Source organism: Candidatus Arthromitus sp. SFB-rat-Yit (assembly GCF_000283555.1).
GTDB lineage: Bacteria > Bacillota > Clostridia > Clostridiales > Clostridiaceae > Dwaynesavagella.
Window position 1 is genome coordinate 979,136 of record NC_016012.1, and the last position, 21,687, is coordinate 1,000,822.

A 21,687-nucleotide genomic window follows, 5' to 3' on the forward strand; every position below is an offset into this window, starting at 1 on the left:
GTATTTACAACAAAATTGTAATTTATTTAAAAAATAAAAAAGGAGAGGAAAAATCCTCTCCAATTATTAATACGCCAATCCCATAGAAGCAACATATTGTTTGAATTCTGATTCATTCATCATCTCACTAGCTATTTTTATTCTCAAATCTGCTAATGACTCTAATTGTACTCTATACTCATCATATTTTCCTATCCAATATTTTTGTCCTTCTTCTTCTGGATCTCTTCCTACAACTATTTGGTACATCATTTTTATAAAATCTTCTTTGTTTAGATATCTATTTATGAATTCATCTTGTTTCATTAAGCCATAAATAAATTGAGTTACTGTTAATTCTTTAGATTCTAATCTTTGAACCCAGAATTTCCATCCTTCAACCTCTGGCTGGCGTCCAAGTGAAGCAAGATAAATTTTTGATACAAATTCTGCAACTTTTCCAGTAGGTGGCTCTATTGCTGGTTTTGTTGTGAAAGTATTGATTTTATATCTAGTCAATAAACCATTCTCAAGTTTGAAAGTTATTTCTAGACTATTGTATTCAGTCATTGGTTTCAAGTCACTTAATCTTAAAGTTAATGTGCTTACATCCCAAGTAAATTTAATACTTTCATTGTTTAATGCTACGCTAGATATTTTAGATTGTGGATTTGAAAACAGTTCAAACACGATTTCTGCTGTTGTATCTGTAGTAGTTATTGTAGTTCCTTTTACATCTACAGATGAAGCTTGAGGTGTAGTTATCTTTGCGTACTTTGATAAAGTTTGTTCTTTATTATCTTTATCTCTCCAAATGAAATCAAGTTTGTATACTGTTTCAGTTTTTGGCTCTAGATTTGTAAACTTCAACAATCCACCTTCTAAAACCAACTCTACATTAGGATTATTCGCTGGCTTTTGGAAATCAATTCTTACAAATCTATCATTCAAATCATCAACTAACACTGGAATTTCAGCTTTTCTAGCCTCTAATGTCTTAGCATCAAATAAAGTTACATTAAATGCATCTGTTCCTGTTAACTCTGGACCTGTTTCGTTATCAAGATTTACACCTGGAACTTGATGAATACCTGTAGTTGTAAAAACTACTCCTGTGACTGCAGAAGGTGCTGTAGCTATACTAATATTAGTTATTTTATTAATCGTATTTAATACTTGTCTTGTAACAAGCTCTCTCTTATCAATATCAACGTAGCTGAGTTCAAGAATTAAGAATCCATAATCTCTCTTCTCTGATAAATTGTAAAGAGTTAAGATGAAATATATTTTGTCTTTTCCTTCAATTCTCTCAACCTTAAACTTCTCATCACCTTTGAGTCCATTAACAGTTAAATCTTTAATAGTTACATCACTATTATCAACTTCTATAACATACCTTAGAGCTGTTTTATCATTTTTAACAGCAGGCATTACTAACTTATTTGGAAGTTCAACATTTAATTTTGGATAGAATACCTCAACAGTATCACTTCCAGAAACAGTTGATGTAAACATTCCACTTGTAGTATTAACATATTTCTTCTCTGGATCAAGCTCTATATAAAGTTTAGGCTCTGTAAAATTTGAAGTCCTAATAGATAAAGTATGAGTAAGCACAGTTGTTACTGTTGTAGTACCACTTATACTAGATGTCATTATTTGAGATAAAAATATAGTCTTTGTTACATCCTTTTCTTCTGGTTTTGCTGTTACATGTAACTTTCTAAATGTGTATGGAGTTGACCTCTCTAGTCCTGTTACATGCAGGTATCCACCCCTCTCTGGTTTATCTGTATCAATTAAAGCAACAGATGCTGGATATTTATTTAATCTATCATCTTCAACTTCCATTTTTGTTATAGTCTTATCTTTATCAAATATCTTTAACGTATTAAATCTTACACTGTTACCATTAGTTCTCAATGCTATATTTGAAGCTGTAGTTGATATCATTTGTTCATAATCAAAATAAGTCGTATCATCAATTGAATTAAAATCAATATTCATCGCTGAAGGTGTACTATTAGTATGCGTATATATCATTTCTGCTGCTGTTAATGTAGAATTATCTACCTTATAAGTTTCAAATAATGGTAGCTGTTTACCAGTCTTGAAGTTTGTCATACTGAATCCTTCAAGATAATTAACAACACTCTTTGTGTTAGGATCAGAGTAATAGGTAACGTTCTTATTAAGTGCAACAAACTGATAATTTGTATTTGTCTTCATTTTTTCAAATGCTTGGTAATCCTCAGGGTTCTTTATATCAAATCTAACAGCCATTCCCTCTGCATTTAGATTCATATTGGACGTTGTCGTTGTTCTAACATTATTAGTTACAGCGTTATTAACCAATGAATCTTCCGCTATAATACTTCTCAAGTAATCCATACTATCTGGAAATATTGATTCCCCATCATAGAGTACTGTAACTTGCTTAGGAGAAATATCATCAACATCTTTAAATGTAAACATTAAGTTTGGAATTCCACCAGTATAACTCCCAGTATTGGATTCAAATATTGCTCTAAGAGCCCTTGCTAATTGTGCTCTGTGAGTTATCTCTGGTATACCTGCTGGATGAGAAGGAGCAGATGTTGATAAATTAGTTCTAACTCCATTGATATCATCAATCATTTCATTTGCAGCTTTAATCATAAAATCTCTTAAACTAGCTGTTACAGTTGTTGGTGTTGTTCCTCCGGTAATACTTGAATCCATAAAAACAATATTCTGAGAATCAAAAGAAGATACAAGAGATACTGTTGCTAGAACATCAAGCACCTTACCAGTTAATATGAAATCTGCCTTCGCTTTCCCTTGGAAAGTATACATTCCACTTTCAACTGTAGTTTCTGTAGTTGATATTATTAAATCTACTCCACCAATTGTACTTCTAAACTGTGAAATAGTACCAGATGGCTTAGCTGTAGGATCTATCCTATTATCATTTATCGCTCTTGGAGTTAACCCATAAGTTGCTATACGACTCATATCGGCTACAACATCAAAAGCATCTTCTGGAATTTCTTGAACATCAAATGAATCTTGAACATTATTATCGATTATTACTTCCTCTGTTACTTCATCTACTTTTTCATTTCCTTGATTATTTTCTCCTGATCCGGACATGGCAACTCCATCCTCTTGATTATTTTTTTGATCTTGTAAATCGTGTACGCTGTCATCACTGCTGCTGTCAATTTGTATTTGACTGTCTTGACTGATTGTTTCGTCGACCTCAACAACTTTTTCAAAATCTTCTTGCTTTTCAAATTCCACTTCTTCAAAATCTCCTTCCTCCACTAATATTGTTTTCTCGTCATTAGTAGATTCTTGAGAGTTTTGAAATGATTGTTCATTTTCACTCGTGACCGTTTCTATATGTTCTGATATTTGCACCTCTTCTACGCCTTCAGCTGTATTTTCACCAATTCTACTTTTATTAATTCCTCCATTAGCTTGCTCCATAATTTTGTTATAAATTGTATTAAAATTTAAAGAATTATTATCGTTTTGGTCTTTCATGAATTTTGATTCCTTTAAAATTAATTGATTCAATATCATTATTAGTTGTAAGAATAATGTTTTATGACAAATTTAATGAACTTTATTTCACAAAACAAAAAAAAATTAAAGAGTCAACAATAATTGACCCTTTTTATAAAAATTATACTATAGATGTTACTCTATATTAAATTACTCCATTACACTATCTATTAAGTTAGTTGTAACAACTTTAATATCATATCTTGTGTGTTCAATTACTTTTGATACAGATTTTGCTACTTCACTTAAAGCATCATTTGTTGCTCCTTGCTTTATACCTGAAATAGTTTTTGTAAATCTTCTTATCGTTCCATCATCCTCATCAAAATAAAAAGTTATTACCAAATTACTTGTTAATGTTGTAGATGTTATAACTTGTGCATCCATTAAATCAATTTGTTCCATATTTTGTTCCATATTCATATTCTCCAAAAATATATTACTTAAAAATAATAGATGAACTCAATGCAAGGGGTTCTTCTGTGAAATACGGGTGAACTTGAGTTCATCTACTCTAAATAATATTATCTACAACAAAATTTATTACAAAAAATTTTAAAACTTTAATATATAAGTCCTATCCTACTCACTAACTCTTTAAATTCCGGCTGATCCATCATTTCTCTCGCTATCTTAATTCTTAGCTGTGCGATAGTCGAAACTTCATTCCTATATTCAACATATTTTCCTTCCCAATATCTTTGCCCTTCCTCTTCTGCCTCTCTGTCTACTATTAAAGTGTACATTGTTGAAACAAATTTCGATTTAGTAAGTTCCCTGTCAACAAATTCTGGTTGAGTCATTAAATTCTCAGCTATAAATTCCGTAGCTGAAAGCTCTTTACTCTGAAGTTTTTCTATCCAGAAATTCCATCCTCCACCTTCAGGCTCACGTCCAAGAGCAATATTATATACTCTTCTTACAAATTCAGCTACCTCTCCTTTTGGTTTATTCTCATCGACAACCGTTTTAAAAGTTCCCAGTGGATATTCAACACTCTTTCCATTTTCTAAATTTATCCTTATAATTACGTTCGTGTATGTGTATTCTGGTTTAAGTCCTTCTAATTTTATTGTGTTTGTATCGTTATCCCATGTTGATTTAAAAACATTATTTAAATCATCATAAACTGATACAGATTTTACTTTTGATTTTGGCTCTGAATATGTGTTTAATTTAATATTTACCTTAGTTGGATCAACTACATTTATATCTGCAGATTTAATATCATAATCTGGTGTTTCTGTTGTTGTTAATCTAACATATCTTTTTATTTGATTCGCTTCTCTAGCAGTCGTATTATTACAATTAAATATTACAGTAAACATTCCACTTGTTTCTGGTTTCAAATCACTAAATTGTAATACAAAGTTGTCATAACTTACTTTTGCATCTGGATTATCGTCAGGATTTTTAACCTCGATTGAATCTATCCTATTTTCCAAATCATCAATTAAAATTGGAACTCTTGCAACTCTTGCGTACGATGAACTAAAATTATCATTTAATGAAATTTGTACAGCTTCTTCAACTGGTAATGGTTCACCCTCAGTTGTGTTATCATATTTAATGTTTTCACCTTTTGATGGATTTAATGTTGATAAACTTTTTCTAGCAATCTGAACATTTCCATTGCTATCTAAATAATTTAATTCCAAAATTACAAATCCATAATCTTTATTCTTCGTCAAATTATTAAGCGTCACTATATAATAATTTTCCTTCTGCGTTTTATCTATCATCTTTTCTACTCGGTATGTTTCAGAGTCCGTAAGACTTGTAACATTAAGATCTAAAACATTCCCTTGTTTATTATCAACTTTAAATACATATCTTAATGCAGAATCAGAATTCTTAACAATGTTAGTATCAAGACCATTTGGAAGCTTAATCATCGAAGAATTCGTGCCAGCTAATTGAATTTTTGGTTCTGGCTCTTTTAATGTAACTACAGGTTCATAATTTTGTTTAACAGTTCCATTATCATAATAACCTAAATTCAATTCTTGAGTTGTCGTTCTTCCATTCATATCTGATGTTATAAATAATTTTGTAAACACATATGGCGTACTACTCTTAAGCCCATTTACCTCAATTGAAAAAGTATCCGTATTCTCCAAAGTCAAACTACAATTATATCTATAACCTTGATCATCCTGAATCTCAACTCTTGATATACTTCTATCAGTATCTTTGAAAGTTATATTTCTAAATCTTATAGAATTTGTTGTAATAAAAATATCTTGCTCACTTGTCCCATATGATTTCATATCCAAATAAACGCCATCTTTAAATTGAGTGACATACATATCATTTTTAGCAGTACCTTGTAAATTTTGTGAAGTCGTTTCATATAAATTAGATTTTCCTGCATTTTTAGATACAAATAACGCTGGAGCTTTTCCAGTTTTACAGTTACTCAATCCCGTTAAAGTCAACTTAACATCATCACCAACAGTTATATCTCGATTCACTTCCTGTTCCTCTAAAGCATTCAAAGTATAAACCGTATTAGTACGAAGCTTATCTCCAATTGTGTTTTCATTCTCATTTCTAATTACAATTCTTAAAGCAACATCACTAGCTCTTATTTCACCTTCTGAACTCATGCTTGATAAATCAATAATATTTTTAATATACTTTTCTTTATCTGGTGCAAAGTCCGAACTCATCTTAACTTTTTTCACACCACCATTACCATCAAATGATAATTGTGCATTCATATCATCTAAAATTTTAGAAAGAGCATCACGAAGTTTTTTCCTCTCTACAGTTTCATTTGAATTTTTCTTCGCTTCCTCATATGCTTTAATAATTAAATCTCCAAGAGTGCCTTCATCATAATTTCTTATTACATAAGTTGAAATTTTAACTTCTTGTTCTGTATCTTCTTGCTCTGCATCATCTTTTTCCGTAGTGTCTTCTTCTGTATCAGTATTATCATCCTCTACAGAATCATCATCACCTGTAGTTCCATCTTCTCCAGGTTTTGAAGGTTCTGAAGGTTCTTCAGGTGATGGAGTAGTTTCTGATGGTGGTTGTGGTTGAGAGGTTTCTCCATTTTCTTCATTTTCATCTCCTGCTTCACCTTGACCAGGGTTTGATCCAGCATTGTCGCTTCCACTTCCATCTTGTACACCATCTTCAGTTTCGCCCCCTTCTACCTCATCTCCATCTTCTTCTGAACCTTGGTCACCATTTGGCTTATCGCTATCACCTTCACCTTCTGAAGGTTTATCCACTTCTTCACCTTCTGAATTTTCTGGAGGTGTTGTTTCAATCACTTTTTTATTTAATATTTCACCTGATAATTTTAAACTCAACTCTATTGTTCCATAAGGTGTGTATGATTCTCCAGAACCAAGCAATTCAGAACTACCTAAGCTCTTAATAATTTGAACTTGGCTTTGATTTGTTTTATCTGGTTGTGATGGTTGTTCAGGACTATTCTCAACATTAGGTGGTTCTGTACCATTTGATGGTGGAGTTACTGGTGTAGTCGACGGATCTTGAACACTATCCCCCTCACTACTACTTTCATCTTGATCTACAGAACTGTCGTCTGTTGTTGGGGCATCAACTACAACATCTCCATCTCTCAAACTTGAATTTAAATATGCATAAATCAATTTATTATCTTCACCCGTTTCAACAGCCGCACGATCCAAAGCCATTGTAACTTCCATATTTTTTTTCATATTATAAGGCATAAGATGTCCTGAAAAAATATTTGATGTAATAAACATCACAACTAACATAAAGCTAACTTTCCTCTTATTCATTTCAAAACCCTCCCTAGTATAAAAAAAGAGATGGCAGATAAGCCATCTCTCTTTTTTGAAATGATTAATATATCAATTGAAGTTTAGTCACTAACTCTTTAAACTCTGGTTGATCCATCATTTCTCTCGCAATCTTAATCCTTAACTCAGCTATAGACTTAACTTGATCTTTGTATTCATCATATTTTCTTTCCCAATAGTTTTGGCCATCACCGTCTGGCTCTCTATTAACTATCAATGAATACATTGTCGTAACAAACTTCGATTTACTTAACTCTCTATCAACAAATTCTGGCTGAGTCATTAAATTCTCTGCAATAAATTCTGTAGCTGAAAGTTCTTTTGATGTCAATTTATTAATCCAGAAATTCCATCCTTCAACTTCTGGCTCACGTCCAAGTGCTATTGTATAAACTCTTGAAACAAAATTTGCAATATCTCCTGTTGGCTTAACAATTTCTTCACTTGTTGTAAATGGACTCAACTCATACTTACTTGTTAATTTATTTTCTAACGTAAATGTTGCAACAAGTTCACTATATTCTTTATTTGGTTCAAGATTATAAAGTGTTATGGTATTGGTATCTTTGTCCCAAGAACTTCTTATAACATTAGAATTTTTATCTCTAACTTCTACTGATTTAATACCTGATTTTAAATTTTCATAATAATCAAGTTTTATACTTACTTCATTTCCTTTTACACTTGCAATATCAGACTTAACATCTACTTCTGGAACAGATGGCGTCATAACTTTCAAATATCTTGTTAACACTTTATCATTGCCACTTGCATCTTTATAATTAAATTCTAGAGTTATCGTTGTAGTAGAATTAGGTTTTAATCCTGTTATATCTAAATATGAATCTTTAAATTCAACCTTTGCATCTGCATTATTTGCTACAGGTTTAAAAGTCATTCCTGATATCCTTCCATGAATATCATCAACAAAAATTGGAACTCTTGCTTTTCTTGCATAATCACTCTTAAACTCATCGTTTATTACCACATTGATATCATTCAAGCCTGTTAAAGCTTCCTTCTCTGTCCTGTTATCCATTTTTGTATTATTAGGATCAGACTTATAAATATTTCCTATTGATTGTCTTGTTGATTTTTCTGTACCTGTTTCATCTTTATAGCTAAGTTCAAAAATAACATGACCATAATCAGTGTTAGGTGTAAGATTTGTTAAAGTTACTATATAATAATTAGTTTTTGTTTTGCTATCCTCAATCTTTTTAACTTCAGATTTTTCAGTTGAAGTTAAAGAAAGAATTTGCAAATCTCCAATATTTCCTTCACTGTTATCAACCTTAACTATATATCTAAGTGCTGTAGAATCATTTTTAACTGGTTTTACTTTTAACCCATTAGGTAAAGTAACATCGTCATTTACATTACCAGAACCTAATTCTATTTTTGGTTCAGAAACCTTAGTTGTCCTAACTGTCAATTGGTTAGCCGTAATATTATTACTTGAATCTACGTTAGCTAAATCGATAGTAACTGTTTCATCTTGCACTCCAATATTTGAAGTTACAAGAAGTTTCGTGAATGTGTATGACGTATCTCTCTCAAGGCTATTTACTTGAATATAATATCCCTTATCTTTATTTGATGGGTCAACAGGCACCAAACTACATGCATACTTTGTTCCTCTAGCATCTTGCATTTCAACTTTTGTAATTGTGCTATCTGGATCATCGAAAACTATATTTTTATATTTAATAAATGTTCCACCAGTTACTATTCCATCTTTAATATTTTGGTAATCTGTCATATCCAAATAAATTCCTGGTTTAATCATTGTTGTTATATATTTTTGTTTTTCAGTTCCTTTATTATTGCTTGCTGTAGTTTCATATATAAGAGTATTACTACTATCATTCTTAACAGTTAAAGTTGAAGGTGATTTACCTGTTCTACACTCTGGAACTGTAAAACCTGATATAAATTGATTGTCATTTGCATCAACTTTCAAACTATTTCCATCACTATTAGTTCCACCTATACCGACGAATGTATAATCGGTATTAGTTTTAAGTGTTGTATTATCATTTGAAGCCGAACTACTTCTTATCATCATTCTTAATACAATATCTTTAGAATTAATAGTTCTTGCACTTCTCAAAGTTCTTCCTGTTGTCCTCATACCATTTAAATCTATAATACCTCTTACATAATCCTTGTTGCTTGTTGCATCTGGGAATATATCAGAAATAGAAACGTTTACAAGAGTTCCTTTTGGATCTCTAAACATCAATGTTTTTCCTGTATTATTATCAGAAATTACTTTTTTAAGTGCCTTTTGTAATGCTTCCCTAGCTGTTGTTACTTGTCCTGACCACCCACTATTAGAATCTTTAATTGCTTCATCAAAAGCATTTGAAACTAATCCACTTAAATTCTCTTTATTTAATACTTCTCCTGATAATTTAAAGCTTAAATAAATAACACCTTGAATATTCCCAGCATCACCTGTACCTACCACTTCACTTGATCCAACACTTCTTACTGGAATAATTTCTCCTATCGTTGTTTTTTCTGCAGTAGCCTGTGGAACAATACCGCTATCTTGTGTATTTTGTGGGGCAACTACATTAGCTTTATTTTGAGATTCACTAGCTGATGGTGTTACTTCTGCACTATTGATTGCATTATTTAAACTTCCAGTATTTCCTTGAGATGAACTATTTATTTTACTATCAGTTGTATCATTTATCATTGAATCAACATCATCTTGAACAATAGCTCCACCAAATCCTGTCATAGTATTTCCATTATTAAACGAATTAACATTATCGTTTGATATTATTTCATCAGATGGAGTCATTTGATAATCTGTCATTGTTTGATCAAATAAGTTTACATCATTTGATTCTGGATTCATTTTTAAGTTATCTGTTACTTCATTATCTTGAGTTCCATAAATATCGTATGGAGCTACATCATATGGAGCTACATTATTATCAAAATTATTTTTTTCATCTATTATTGATGTTTCATCTATAATTTCATCACCATAATTAACATTTGGATAAGTTTCAGAACCATAATCTTGTGAAGTGTTATTAGTATAAGGATTATTTACTCCATATCCATCTCCTGTATATTCCGTAACAGTTCTATCTGCTGCTCTTCTAAATCCACCCTCTCCTTGTGCTACATTTGCACCATTATCCGCACTTTTATTGTTATTTGATGTGCAACCTGTTAACATACTTGAGGCAACAACTAATCCAGTTAATAGAAGTGTAATCTTTTTTCTATTCATAACCTTCTTAAAACCTCCTAATTCATAAATAACATTTGTTAATTTATATCAACTAATAATTTAATCCCAATGAAGTTACTAAATCTTTAAATTCTTTTTCATTCATCATTTCTCTTGCAATTTTAATTCTCAAACTTGCAACTGTACTTGTTTGTTCTCTATATTCGTTATATTTTCTTTCCCAATAGCTTTGTCCATCTTCATCTGGAGTTCTGTTAACTATTAATGAATACATAGTTGTAACAAACTGTTGTTTATTTAATTCTCTTTCAATAAACTCTGGTTGAGTCATTAGGTTTTCTGCAATAAACTCTGTAGCTGAAAGTTCTTTTGATGTTAATTTATTAATCCAGAAATTCCATCCTTCAACCTCTGGCTCACGCCCAAGAGCTATTGTATAAACTCTAGATACAAAGTTTGCAACATCTCCTGTTGGTTTTGGAGTAACTGTTCCAGTTTTAAATGTAGTTAATGGATATTCTACAATTTCTGTATTTTCAAGAGTAAATTTAGCTATTAATCCTTTAAATTCTGTATTAGCATCCAATCCTTGTACAAGAATTGAATTTGTAGCAGAATCCCAATTAGAAGTATATTTTTTACCTGATGAATCTTCAACTGATACAGATTTAATAGGTGATTTTGGAGTTGAATAATAATCAAGTTTAATTGTCGCCTCATTATCTTTAATAGTAGCCGTATCTGTTTTAATATCTAAATTTCCTATAACTGGAGTTTTTATAGTTACATATTTCCTAATGCTTTGCTCTGTATTTGAATCATTATTATAAACAAATTCAAGGGTAATAGTTGTATTTGTATTTGGAGTTAAACCTGATACGTTTACATAAGAACCATCATACTCAACTTTAACATCAGGATTTGATTCTAATGGAATATAATTCATTCTAACGAATCTTCCATTCATATCATCAATGAATAAAGGAACTCTTGTACTTCTTGCATAATCAGACTTATGGTTTGTTTCAATATCTACTGTAAAAGTACTTTGTCCATTAACAGGGTTATTTTCTGTTACGTTATCAACTGTTGCATCATCTCTCTTGCTATTGATTTGAGCTAATGTTGTTCTAAGAACCCCATTTTTACCATCATAATCTTTATAATCTAATTCTAAGTTAACAAAGTTGTAATCTGTTGCTTTAGAAAGATTACTCAAAGTTACTACATAATAATTAATCTTAGCTTTCTTATCTACTATTTTTTGAATCTTAGACTCTTCTCCTGGTCTTAAACTTGTTACTCTTAATTCACCGATATTATCTTCAGAATTATCAACCTTCAATACATATCTTAATGAAGTTGCATCGTTCTTAACAGCTTGTACGTTTAATCCTCCTGGAAGCGTAACCATTTGTTTAGGTCCACTTGCTCCTAATTCTAATTTTGGCTCACTAAATGTTGTTGTTTTAATCGGCTTAGTATTTTTAGTTGCAGCTCCGGTTGTTTGCTTCTCTTTTAATTGAAGAACACTAACTTGTTCTTTACCATCAGTGTTTGAAGTTATATCAATTTCAGTGAAAATATAGTTACTATCAGTTCTTAATCCTGAAATCTGTAAATACTTACCTTTTGTTTTATCGTCAGGATCAACTTGAATTAATGATCCTGTATAAGTTTTATCCTCTGAATCCTTCATTTCAATCTTTACTATACTATCATCAGGATCAACAAATTTAATTCCTTTAAATCTTATAGTTGTACCTCTAGCCTCAACATTATCAGCACTAGTAAAATCAAAATCTCCTACATTAAGATAATATTTTTTTGCTAACTGGCTTGTATAAAATGTTCCACTAACCTGTGTAGTAGTCGTATTACCACCAGTAGTAGTTTCTTCATATATTGCATTATTCATTACATTTATAGTAGAAGGGGCTTTTGCTGTTGTCGCTTGAGGAATATTTAATCCCGTTAAAATTTTATCATCTTTTATTGGAAGCTCATTATTTTTAATATTGCTTCCTGTTAAACCAACAAATGTATAATTTGTATTTGTAGCTAATTCATCATTACCTTGTCCATCCGCACCTTGTAATCTCATAATAAGAGTAATTGGAATATCTTGTGAAGTAGCTCTTACAGATCTTTGTCCACTTCCTTTATACATACCATCAATATCAATTATTCTTCTTACGTACTGTGAATTTTGATTCTTTGGAGGACAGATATTAGCAGCAGTGTATGGTATATTAACTATTTGACCTTTGCTATCTTGGAATGTAAAATTATTACCAGCTGTCACATTAAATATTTCAGCTAATCCAGCTTGTAAAGCTTCCCTTGCTGTAGTATCTTTAGCTGCTCCTTCAAAATTTGTATTAGCATCTTGTAAAGTTTCCTCATAAGCCTTTTGTATTAAATCAGCTAAAGCAACCTGAGTACCACTTCCATTATTAACTTTAGTAGAAAGTACATCTCCTGTTAACTTAAAACTAAACCTAATAGTTCCTTGTGGTTTTTTCTGTCCTTGAGCTCCAGTTAATTCGACACTACCAATACTTCTAACAGGCACGATATTACCAGCTACATTAGTTTGTGTATTTCTAGCATCTTGTGCTTGTACTTGAGATTGTTGTGGCAATACATTCATAACTTGTCCATTACCATCAACATCTGTACCTGAAGTAACTCCATTATCTTTAACATCATTGGAGTTTATATCATTTGTTGATTCATCAATCCCATTTATATCGTCTGACAATCTTCCAAAACCATTTAATGGTTCCATAATAGACGCATTATTTTGAAATTCATTCATCCCATTTGTTCCAAAAATATTTTCTGATGAAGCCAAATTATTTTCCGTTCCATTTCCATTCATTGATCCATCAGACGTTATATTTTCTGAATAGTTATTTAAATTCTCATCTGCTGAGTTATTAAATCCATTATTAATTTCATTATTTGATTCATTAACTGTATTTGTTCCTGTTTTATCATCAGCATAAGCAATATCTGGATATCCTCCAGATTGATATTGATCATTAGAATTGTATGGATACTCTGCTGCTTCTTTAAATTCTGTTACAATTCTTTCTGTTGCTCTCTGCAATGCATTCTCATCATATCTAGAAACTTTAGTGTTATTATCTTGAGAGTTCTTGCTTGATGATGTACATCCCGTAAATATACTTGAGGCAATTGCTAATCCAGTTAATAGAAGCGTAATCTTTTTTCTATTCATAACCTTCTTAAACCTCCTAAATTTTAAAATAGCACTTATAAAAATAAATAACTCGAACCTTTTAAAAAATTTTTTAATAAATCAGCAATTTCTTAACTACTGATAAAACTATTATGAACATTTTATTTTTTTATATTCATAATTTTAAAATAAAAAAATGGCTATTTAAAATAGCCATTTTTTAATAATCATATTCACTTAATTTTTGTTTGAAAATTTCAAGATCACTTCCACCTGGAATACTAACTCTTTCCATCATCATATAATGATCGAAAAATTTTCCTGGCTCTGTTGATAATGCCCATTCATATCCTACATTTTGTGCAACTCTTATGACCTCAGAATTAAATGAAGAATTTGGATAAACCAAAAATAAAATTGGTTTATTTAACGTTTCTTCCAATATTTTTTTACTTGTATACATGGACTTATGAACTTGAGCAAGTGATGTATTAATAAAATCTTCATTGTTATGACCTTGGCTTTCAATATCTTGACCAGCTTTATGCATCTCTACAAGATTTTCTTTTGTCACGTATCCCTTTTCTCCAAGTTGTCTCGTTGTTACAAAAAAACTTGCCTTTAAATTCCGTTTTTGAAGCTCAGGAAATATAGTATCATATGAACTTTTATCACCATCATCAAAAGTTAAAATTAATGTTTTAGCCGGAATCTCTTCATAAGATTTACGTAATCTATATAATTCTTCCAACGTAACTACATTATATCCATTCTCAACTATATAATCTAATTGCTCTCTAAAATCATCAATATGTACATATAAGTCATCCTCTTGACTTACCTTCTTACTATTTGTCACGTTGTGATAAAGCAAAATTAATACTTCATTTTTTTCCTTCCTATTTAACATTTCTTCATTAATAAGTGCTGGCTTTACTTCATCGTATATTTTTTTCGCATCATAGTATGATTTTGCAACCTGACCACCTATAAATAAAAAGAATATCAAAATTAGCGATGATATAAAAACCTTATATACTTTCCTTCGTTTCAACTAAACACCTCCTTACAAAGATAAAATTAAGTATAGAAAATATGTTAATATACTTGCTAAACTCAATAACAAATAAACAAATTTTAACTTTTTGTTGGAATTTTTAACTATAAGCAAAATTGCAATAAATATCGTTGCAATAAATCCAAATAATAATAAAATTTTCGTTTGTATATGATTAGTAAAATAAAGTGATGTCCTTGTATACAAAAGATCTATTATCGAAATTATAAATAGATTAAACATATTACTTCCAATAATATTTCCTACTACTAAATTAAATTTTGATTTTTTAGCAAGTGCCAGACATGATGTAACCTCTGGGAGTGATGTTGCTATTCCTAAAAATAAAGCACCACTCAAACTTGCAGCTAAATTTAATTTTATAGAAATTATATCTGTTACATACGTTATAGCAATACTTGCAATAACCAATCCTATGCTAGAAAGTATAAATCTTATAAAAATTTGTTTAAGTGTAAGACTATTCTCCTCATCTTCTTCTCCATCTTGACCACCATCTATATCATTAGTAGCCATAAATTTCAAAGAAGTAAAATATAAAATCGAAACTAAAATTGAAACAACACTAATATTAAAAATGTTAAAATCTTTTGAAAAATAAGCTGGTAAAAATAAAATTATATTTATTACTATAATAAACATGGTTATTTTAGTATGACTTTTACTTATTTGGCTTTGTACAAAACCCCTTATAAATAAAATAACAATAACAGACAATGTAGCTAAATTAAAAATATTGCTACCTAGAATATTTCCCAAAACAATCTCAGAATTATTTAAAATAAGCGCTCCAGAAATACTTGTGAATAACTCAGGAAGAGATGTCACTGCTGCAAGCACAACTCCTCCTATAAAAGCCCCAGATATATTTGTTTTTTTATCGATTAAATCAACATAATCAGCTGCTTTTATCGAAAATACTATTACAGCTATTGCCAATATTATATAAATCAAATATACCAACAATGTTTCCTCCCTTAATTTTTTTAAACTTTATCACAAAACTATGTTTTATTATAATAGCTAATCTATTTTTATACAATATATATTAAAATTCCAAATCATGCTACGATTAATATTAGTAAGGCTTATTTACAAGGACGTATATTCTTGATCAAGGAGGATCTAACTATGAAGATAAATAAAAATTCTAACATCACAAAAGCCTTAAATGTTTTTAAAATTGAAAAAATAGATAATAATTTATCCAAAGATAACTCAACTTCTGACCATGTTCAAATTAATTATCTTATGGATGAGCTAACAGAATCACAATATATAACACGCAATTATCAAATAGGTATAACTTATGTGCAAATAGCTAAGTCAACTTTAAGTGAAGTAAAAAAAACCATCATAGAAATGAAAGAAATTTTTGATAAATGTAAAAATGAGAATAATACTTCCTTTGGTCGTGAATCGCTAAATTTTAAATTCGAAGAATTACGTCAAAAATTTAATAAAGATTCAGATAAATTAAGCGTTGATATACGTGAAAATTTATTTTACAACAGCAAAAATGAACTTGTATTTAAAGTATTCGATTCAAAATCTCTAGAAAATTGCATTCTCATTCCAAAACTCGATGCAAACAAATTAAATCTTAAAAATATAAATATAAAAAATGAAATCAATGCCAATGAAGCCTATGAAAAAATTACTGAAGTTCTCGATTACATTATATATTCAGAAAGAGCGATAAAAAATTCTGAAGAGAAACTTCTTAAGGTTAATCTTACAGATATTATGTCTGCAAATCTTATGGCATTGAGCAGCAACGAAAGTAAAGAATCTATCCAAAAATTGTTAGACCTAACAAGAAAAGGACTACTTAAAGAAGGTAATACCTATTTGAAAGACTTGAATAAAGACAAATAGTCAAAATAAAAACGGAAAGTATCATAAATTATGTGATACTTTCCTTTTTTGTATACATATTTCTTTTTAATTTAATACTGTTCTTATCCTACTAAAACATTCTTTCAACATTTCTCTAGGATAGGCCATATTAATTGCAATCTTACCTTGAAGACTTCCTTCAATTTCTTCTCCAAACTTAACTGTAAGTTTACCATTTTTTAAAATTCTATATTCAAGTTCCTCAGGCATATATCCATATTTCGATAAATCAATAAATGCTAAAGTTCCACTCTCAGGTTTTTCAAGTTCCATTGTCCCAAATATATTTTTAAGATAAGTATCAAATAATTCAAAATTTTTATTGACATAATCTCTGAGCTTCCTCAACCAAATATCTATTCTACTATAAAATACATTAAATATTTCAACATCTATTGCGTTAATCGCAAACCTACTATTTTCACTTAACTGGTGCTTCATAAAATCTCTAAATTTTTTATTATTTATAACCAAATTACCCATAGTACTATCCATCAAATTCAATGTTTTGCATGGACTTAAATATGTTATAACATTACTACTATTGTTCAATGCTTTAGAAAGAGGAATATATTTAACTCCTTCTCTTGTTAATTCATACCCTTCTTCAATACTCAAAATCCAAAGATTATTCCTTCTCGCAATATCTCCAAGTTTTTTTAGCTCCTCTTCAGTAAAACATCTTCCAGAAGGATAATGCGGATTACTTATAACCATAACCTTAGAACCCTTAGAATATTTTTCTAAAAGCTCAAAATCAAGTTCCACTTTATCTCCTTCATAAATAAGTGGTATTGATATAAGATTCCTACTTGATGCCAAAATCTTATAACGTAGTATTTTTTCTAAAGGAGAAAGTACAACCACATTATCATTCACCTGAGTCAATGACTCAAATATTAACGTATACGCCATTTCATCACTCGGTATATACTGTATATTTTGTATATCAATCTCCCACTCATACTCTTTCATAAAATAAGCACTCATAAGCATCTTGTATGATTCTTTATCATAATAACCTTGCTTTATCTGATTTTCAAAAAGATCATAATTCTGTATCACAAACATTATAGGTTTTGGACTTAAGAAATACATTTTCTCAGTTTCGTGCATTATTAAATCAAATTTATTAGTATCCAAATTTGAATATTGATAATTATTTTTAATATTAGTTGCTCCCATACTTCTCCCCCTTAACACAAAACTTTTATTCTATGTCGTCAACTTTTTCTCCATTATCTTCAAAATTATTTTGATTCATGGAATACTCCTGATTGCTTTCTACTATTTGTAGATGAAGATCCTCTGAAATTTTAAATTTGTTTACAATATTATTCAATTGAGCTGTTGTAAGTTTATTTTCCTTAATAAAATGTTTCAAACTATCTATCTTCTCAACAATCTGAAAATTCTTATCAGAAATATTTGACAATCCAATAGTTCCAGTATTAACAGTAGTTGAAATTTCAGTTATTGATCCAACTATTGTTTCAACTGCATCACTTACTTTCTTAGATATATCCAAGAAATTTTTCATAAAATCATTAATCTTAAATGTGTCACTTCTATATTCTTCACTGCTATCTATAAAGCTATCATAATCAAGAATAATTTTATTATCTATAAAGTCCAAAATTTGTCTTGAACTTGTAATCAAACTTTCAATAGATGTATTAACATTCTGAGCTATACTCTTAATATTGTTTGCTGTAACTGAACTTTCTTCCGCAAGAGTCCTAATTTCCTCTGCAACAACAGCAAATCCTTTTCCTGCCTCTCCTGCTCTCGCTGCCTCAATTGCCGCATTAAGTGCAAGTAAATTTGTCTGACTAGCAATACTCAAAATAGATTCTGTAAGAGTATTAATTTCATCAACTTCTTTTGATTTATCTATTGCTGTTTCCAAATCACTCTTAACATTTTCATAAATCTGTATAGCTTTATCTTTTGACTCTGTGATATTACTCTTTATCAAATTAGTTCTCTTAGAAATATCTTGAGTACTATCATATCCTTTTTCAGCGTTCATTTTTATGTTAAACATCTCATCACTTATAAGTTTTGATGAAGCTGTTATTTCTTGAAGAGTCGCATTTGTTTCTTCCATACCAGCATATAAATTATCCGTTTCAGACGATGTAATTGTAGTGGAATCTTTCAATTCTTTTGTTAAAAATTCAATATCGTTATACTTAGAGTTCAAATCAACTATCTTAATCTTAATTGTTTTTATCATTTTCCCAATATTTAATCTCATTCTAATTAAACTATTATAAGATTTACTCAACTCATCCTTGGAATTATTATTAAGCTTGTAATTATCTATAAGTTCAAAATTTGATGTCTTATCAATTATCCTATCATTTTCTTCTAATCTTGATAAAATCAGGAATTTAAGTGTAAACAATGATATAATCGTAAGTAAAATTACAAATGCTCCTAACAATATACAAGTAATTATTTGATTCTTTGTAAACGACTCATCCATAGATGATACAGATGCAAAATAAGAAATCTTCCATTTAAGTCCTGAAATATAATAAGTCAACATCTTATAATCTCTTTTCCCGATATTTATATCACTTAAATATAAAAGATTTCCGGAATCAGATTTTGATATATTAGTCAGCATATTTTCATCATTTAAGTACTCTCCAACAATATTTTTAAAATCAGAATAAACAACTCGCTTATCAGCAGTATAAATTTCAACATTGCTATCATGTAATATATCAATTTTCATATTGGAAACGATTTCTTTAATTAAATCAGATGATAATATTCCACACAAATATTTATCCGATAAACCATTAGTATTAGGAATATTCGATACTAAAACAATATCAACTTCCCCTTTATTAGAATCAAAGTCTAAATACACACCATAATCATCTTTTAATTTGTTATTTTTTACAATATCATCTAAATTATCTACCTTTGTTCCCTCTAACCTTCTGTTTGTAGATACTTCAACTACACCTTCAGAATTAATAATTGTTACATCTTTTACAAAATTATTATTCAAATTTATATAATCTCTAATAATAGAATAAGGTTTATCATTATTTATTTGACTATCTTCAACTATGTACTGAGAGTCTTTAATCATTGTTCCTAAAAATTTAAAATCTAAAATATAATTATTTATTTGATTTTCAATCTGTAATGATGTAATTTGTGACTTTCCTCTTAAAGCATCAACTTTTTGAATTAAAAAATCATTTTTAATTATAGAAAGTCCGAACGAAGCAATTAAAACGTTTAATATAGAAATAACTATACTGAATAATAATATCTTAAATTTAAGAGACATATAAAAATTCCCACTTTCTTAAAACCACAATAAGCATAAAATATATAAAATATTATTTGTTATTTTTCTTCATTTAAAACATGATTTATCTAAATTTTTAAAGGTAAAAAAAGCAAGGAATTACATATAATGAAATTCCCTGCTTTAAAATATGTCATTAATAACTTCATGTATATATTTAAAAGCTTTTATTTCTATATTTTTAAAATTTCCCACCCTATAATTCTCACCATAAGGAACATAAACTCTTTTAAATCCCAATCTATCAATTTCTTTAAGTCTAAGTTCCATAGATGGAACTCTTTTTATTTCCCCTGTAAGTCCAACATCACCAATAAACACATAGCCATTATCTATAGCTTTGTTCTTTATAGAAGAAACTATACTAATAATGATGGATAAATTAACACACTGTTCCCTCAATCTAATACCACCAGTAGATTTAATTACAATATTTTTATCAAATAATTTTATTCGTCCTCTCTCTTCTAAAATTGAAATAAGAGTGTTTAATTGATCTCTCTTTAAACAATCAGAAATTCTTGAAGGGTATGGCGTTATAGAATTTGAAACAAGACTTTCAATTTCAACAACAATACATCTATTACCTTCTTTCACAACACCTAGACAACTTCCAAAAACTTCATTATTTTCATCTCTCTGTGTCATAAAAAACTGTGATGGATTATCAATAGAAACCATACCTCTCTCTGTCATAGAGAAAAATCCTACCTCTCCAGTACTTCCAAATCTATTTTTTGTACAAATAAGAGATCTCAATTCCTCAAAATTATCTCCTTCTATCATAAGCACACAATCAACCAAATGCTCTAAAGCTCTAACACCAGCTAATTCATCTTCTTTAGTCATTTGTCCTACTATCATAACAGCTCTAGGCCTATTTGAACTTTTTGCAATTCTCAAAAGCTCATTTGCACACTCCATTGTTTGAGTGGGTGATCCTGGTCTTGACGAATATTCTTCTAGTATAAAAGTTTGTATACTATCGATTATTATAAAATCTGGATCAATGTCATTAATTACGCTAATTACATTATTTAATGAAATATCAGAATATATCCATATATTTTCATCAGATAATTCAGGAATTATTCTATCAGTTCTTTTCCTTATTTGACTTTCACTTTCTTCCCCAGATGCATACAAAACTTTAAACCCTTTTTTTGAAATATCATAAGCAACCTGAAGTAATAATGTTGATTTCCCTGCTCCTGGTCTTGCCGCGAGTATACTTATAGAATCTCTTACAATCCCACCGCCAACAACTCTATTAAACTCACTAATATCAGTTACTATTCTATCGCTATTAAGTACTTCTACATTTAAAAGTTTTTGAGCCTTCTTAGAAGTAGTCAAAGTTTTTGTGTATGTATTAACCTTAGCATTTGCCTTTTTAAGTACCTCAGACTCTTCAAAAGAATTCCAAACATTACAATTAGGACATTTGCCCGACCATTTAGCTTGTTCAAATTTACAATTTGAACATGTATAAACCGTTTTAATTTTCAAATTTACCTCCAACAAATTTTAAATAAAAGGTAAATCGATTATATCATAATATAAACAAATATAAACACTACTTAAAATAAGTAGTGTTTATATTTAAAATACTATTCT

At 29.6% G+C, this 21,687-nt stretch carries 11 protein-coding genes; 1 reads left to right on the top strand and 10 read right to left on the bottom strand.

Annotated features, from left to right (window positions below; all coding sequences use genetic code 11):
• Nucleotides 1–66: 66 nt before the first annotated feature.
• The 7 genes from RATSFB_RS04675 to RATSFB_RS04705 form a co-directional block, all read right to left on the bottom strand.
• Entirely contained in the window at nt 67–3,546 is a 3,480-nt protein-coding gene (locus RATSFB_RS04675; RefSeq protein WP_242821385.1) for a DUF4214 domain-containing protein, read from the bottom strand.
• Between the two features lie 132 nt (nt 3,547–3,678).
• The gene (locus RATSFB_RS04680) at nt 3,679–3,945 is read right to left on the bottom strand and encodes a hypothetical protein (protein WP_242821386.1); all 267 of its coding nucleotides are present in this window, start codon (nt 3,943–3,945) and stop codon (nt 3,679–3,681) included.
• Between the two features lie 146 nt (nt 3,946–4,091).
• On the bottom strand, nt 4,092–7,310 hold the full coding sequence (locus RATSFB_RS04685; RefSeq protein WP_014094895.1) for a DUF4214 domain-containing protein: 3,219 nt from the start codon (nt 7,308–7,310) through the stop codon (nt 4,092–4,094).
• 64 nt (nt 7,311–7,374) lie between these two features.
• Nucleotides 7,375–10,587: a DUF4214 domain-containing protein gene (locus tag RATSFB_RS04690; protein WP_014094896.1), complete on the bottom strand. Its 3,213-nt coding sequence runs from the start codon at nt 10,585–10,587 to the stop codon at nt 7,375–7,377.
• Between the two features lie 52 nt (nt 10,588–10,639).
• The gene (locus tag RATSFB_RS04695) at nt 10,640–13,795 is read right to left on the bottom strand and encodes a DUF4214 domain-containing protein (RefSeq protein WP_014094897.1); all 3,156 of its coding nucleotides are present in this window, start codon (nt 13,793–13,795) and stop codon (nt 10,640–10,642) included.
• A gap of 181 nt (nt 13,796–13,976) precedes the next feature.
• Complete coding sequence (locus tag RATSFB_RS04700; protein ID WP_044035561.1) at nt 13,977–14,810, bottom strand: polysaccharide deacetylase family protein; 834 nt, start codon at nt 14,808–14,810, stop codon at nt 13,977–13,979.
• A 12-nt stretch (nt 14,811–14,822) separates the two neighbouring features.
• Nucleotides 14,823–15,797: a sodium:calcium antiporter gene (locus tag RATSFB_RS04705; protein WP_044035562.1), complete on the bottom strand. Its 975-nt coding sequence runs from the start codon at nt 15,795–15,797 to the stop codon at nt 14,823–14,825.
• Nucleotides 15,798–15,944: 147 nt separating this feature from the next.
• On the opposite strand from RATSFB_RS04705, the gene RATSFB_RS04710 reads away from it, so the two are divergent.
• The gene (locus tag RATSFB_RS04710) at nt 15,945–16,712 is read left to right on the top strand and encodes a flagellin (protein WP_242821387.1); all 768 of its coding nucleotides are present in this window, start codon (nt 15,945–15,947) and stop codon (nt 16,710–16,712) included.
• Nucleotides 16,713–16,778: 66 nt separating this feature from the next.
• On the opposite strand, the gene RATSFB_RS04715 is transcribed toward RATSFB_RS04710, so the two are convergent.
• The 3 genes from RATSFB_RS04715 to radA all read right to left on the bottom strand — a co-directional run bounded on the left by RATSFB_RS04715 (nt 16,779) and on the right by radA (nt 21,579).
• Entirely contained in the window at nt 16,779–17,918 is a 1,140-nt protein-coding gene (locus tag RATSFB_RS04715) for an aminotransferase class I/II-fold pyridoxal phosphate-dependent enzyme (RefSeq protein WP_044035563.1), read from the bottom strand.
• Nucleotides 17,919–17,943: 25 nt separating this feature from the next.
• Nucleotides 17,944–20,049: a methyl-accepting chemotaxis protein gene (locus tag RATSFB_RS04720; protein ID WP_014094902.1), complete on the bottom strand. Its 2,106-nt coding sequence runs from the start codon at nt 20,047–20,049 to the stop codon at nt 17,944–17,946.
• A 144-nt stretch (nt 20,050–20,193) separates the two neighbouring features.
• Nucleotides 20,194–21,579, bottom strand: a complete 1,386-nt coding sequence (gene radA, locus RATSFB_RS04725; protein ID WP_014094903.1) for a DNA repair protein RadA — start codon at nt 21,577–21,579, stop codon at nt 20,194–20,196.
• Nucleotides 21,580–21,687 lie beyond the last annotated feature (108 nt).

Bases quoted from the DNA above. Each gene is read 5' to 3' on its own strand.
- RATSFB_RS04675 (WP_242821385.1), bottom strand. From the start codon at position 3,546: ATGATATTGAATCAATTAATTTTAAAGGAATCAAAATTCATGAAAGAC.
- RATSFB_RS04680 (WP_242821386.1), bottom strand. From the start codon at position 3,945: ATGGAACAAAATATGGAACAAATTGATTTAATGGATGCACAAGTTATA.
- RATSFB_RS04685 (WP_014094895.1), bottom strand. From the start codon at position 7,310: ATGAATAAGAGGAAAGTTAGCTTTATGTTAGTTGTGATGTTTATTACA.
- RATSFB_RS04690 (WP_014094896.1), bottom strand. From the start codon at position 10,587: ATGAATAGAAAAAAGATTACACTTCTATTAACTGGATTAGTTGTTGCC.
- RATSFB_RS04695 (WP_014094897.1), bottom strand. From the start codon at position 13,795: ATGAATAGAAAAAAGATTACGCTTCTATTAACTGGATTAGCAATTGCC.
- RATSFB_RS04715 (WP_044035563.1), bottom strand. From the start codon at position 17,918: ATGGGAGCAACTAATATTAAAAATAATTATCAATATTCAAATTTGGAT.
- RATSFB_RS04720 (WP_014094902.1), bottom strand. From the start codon at position 20,049: ATGTCTCTTAAATTTAAGATATTATTATTCAGTATAGTTATTTCTATA.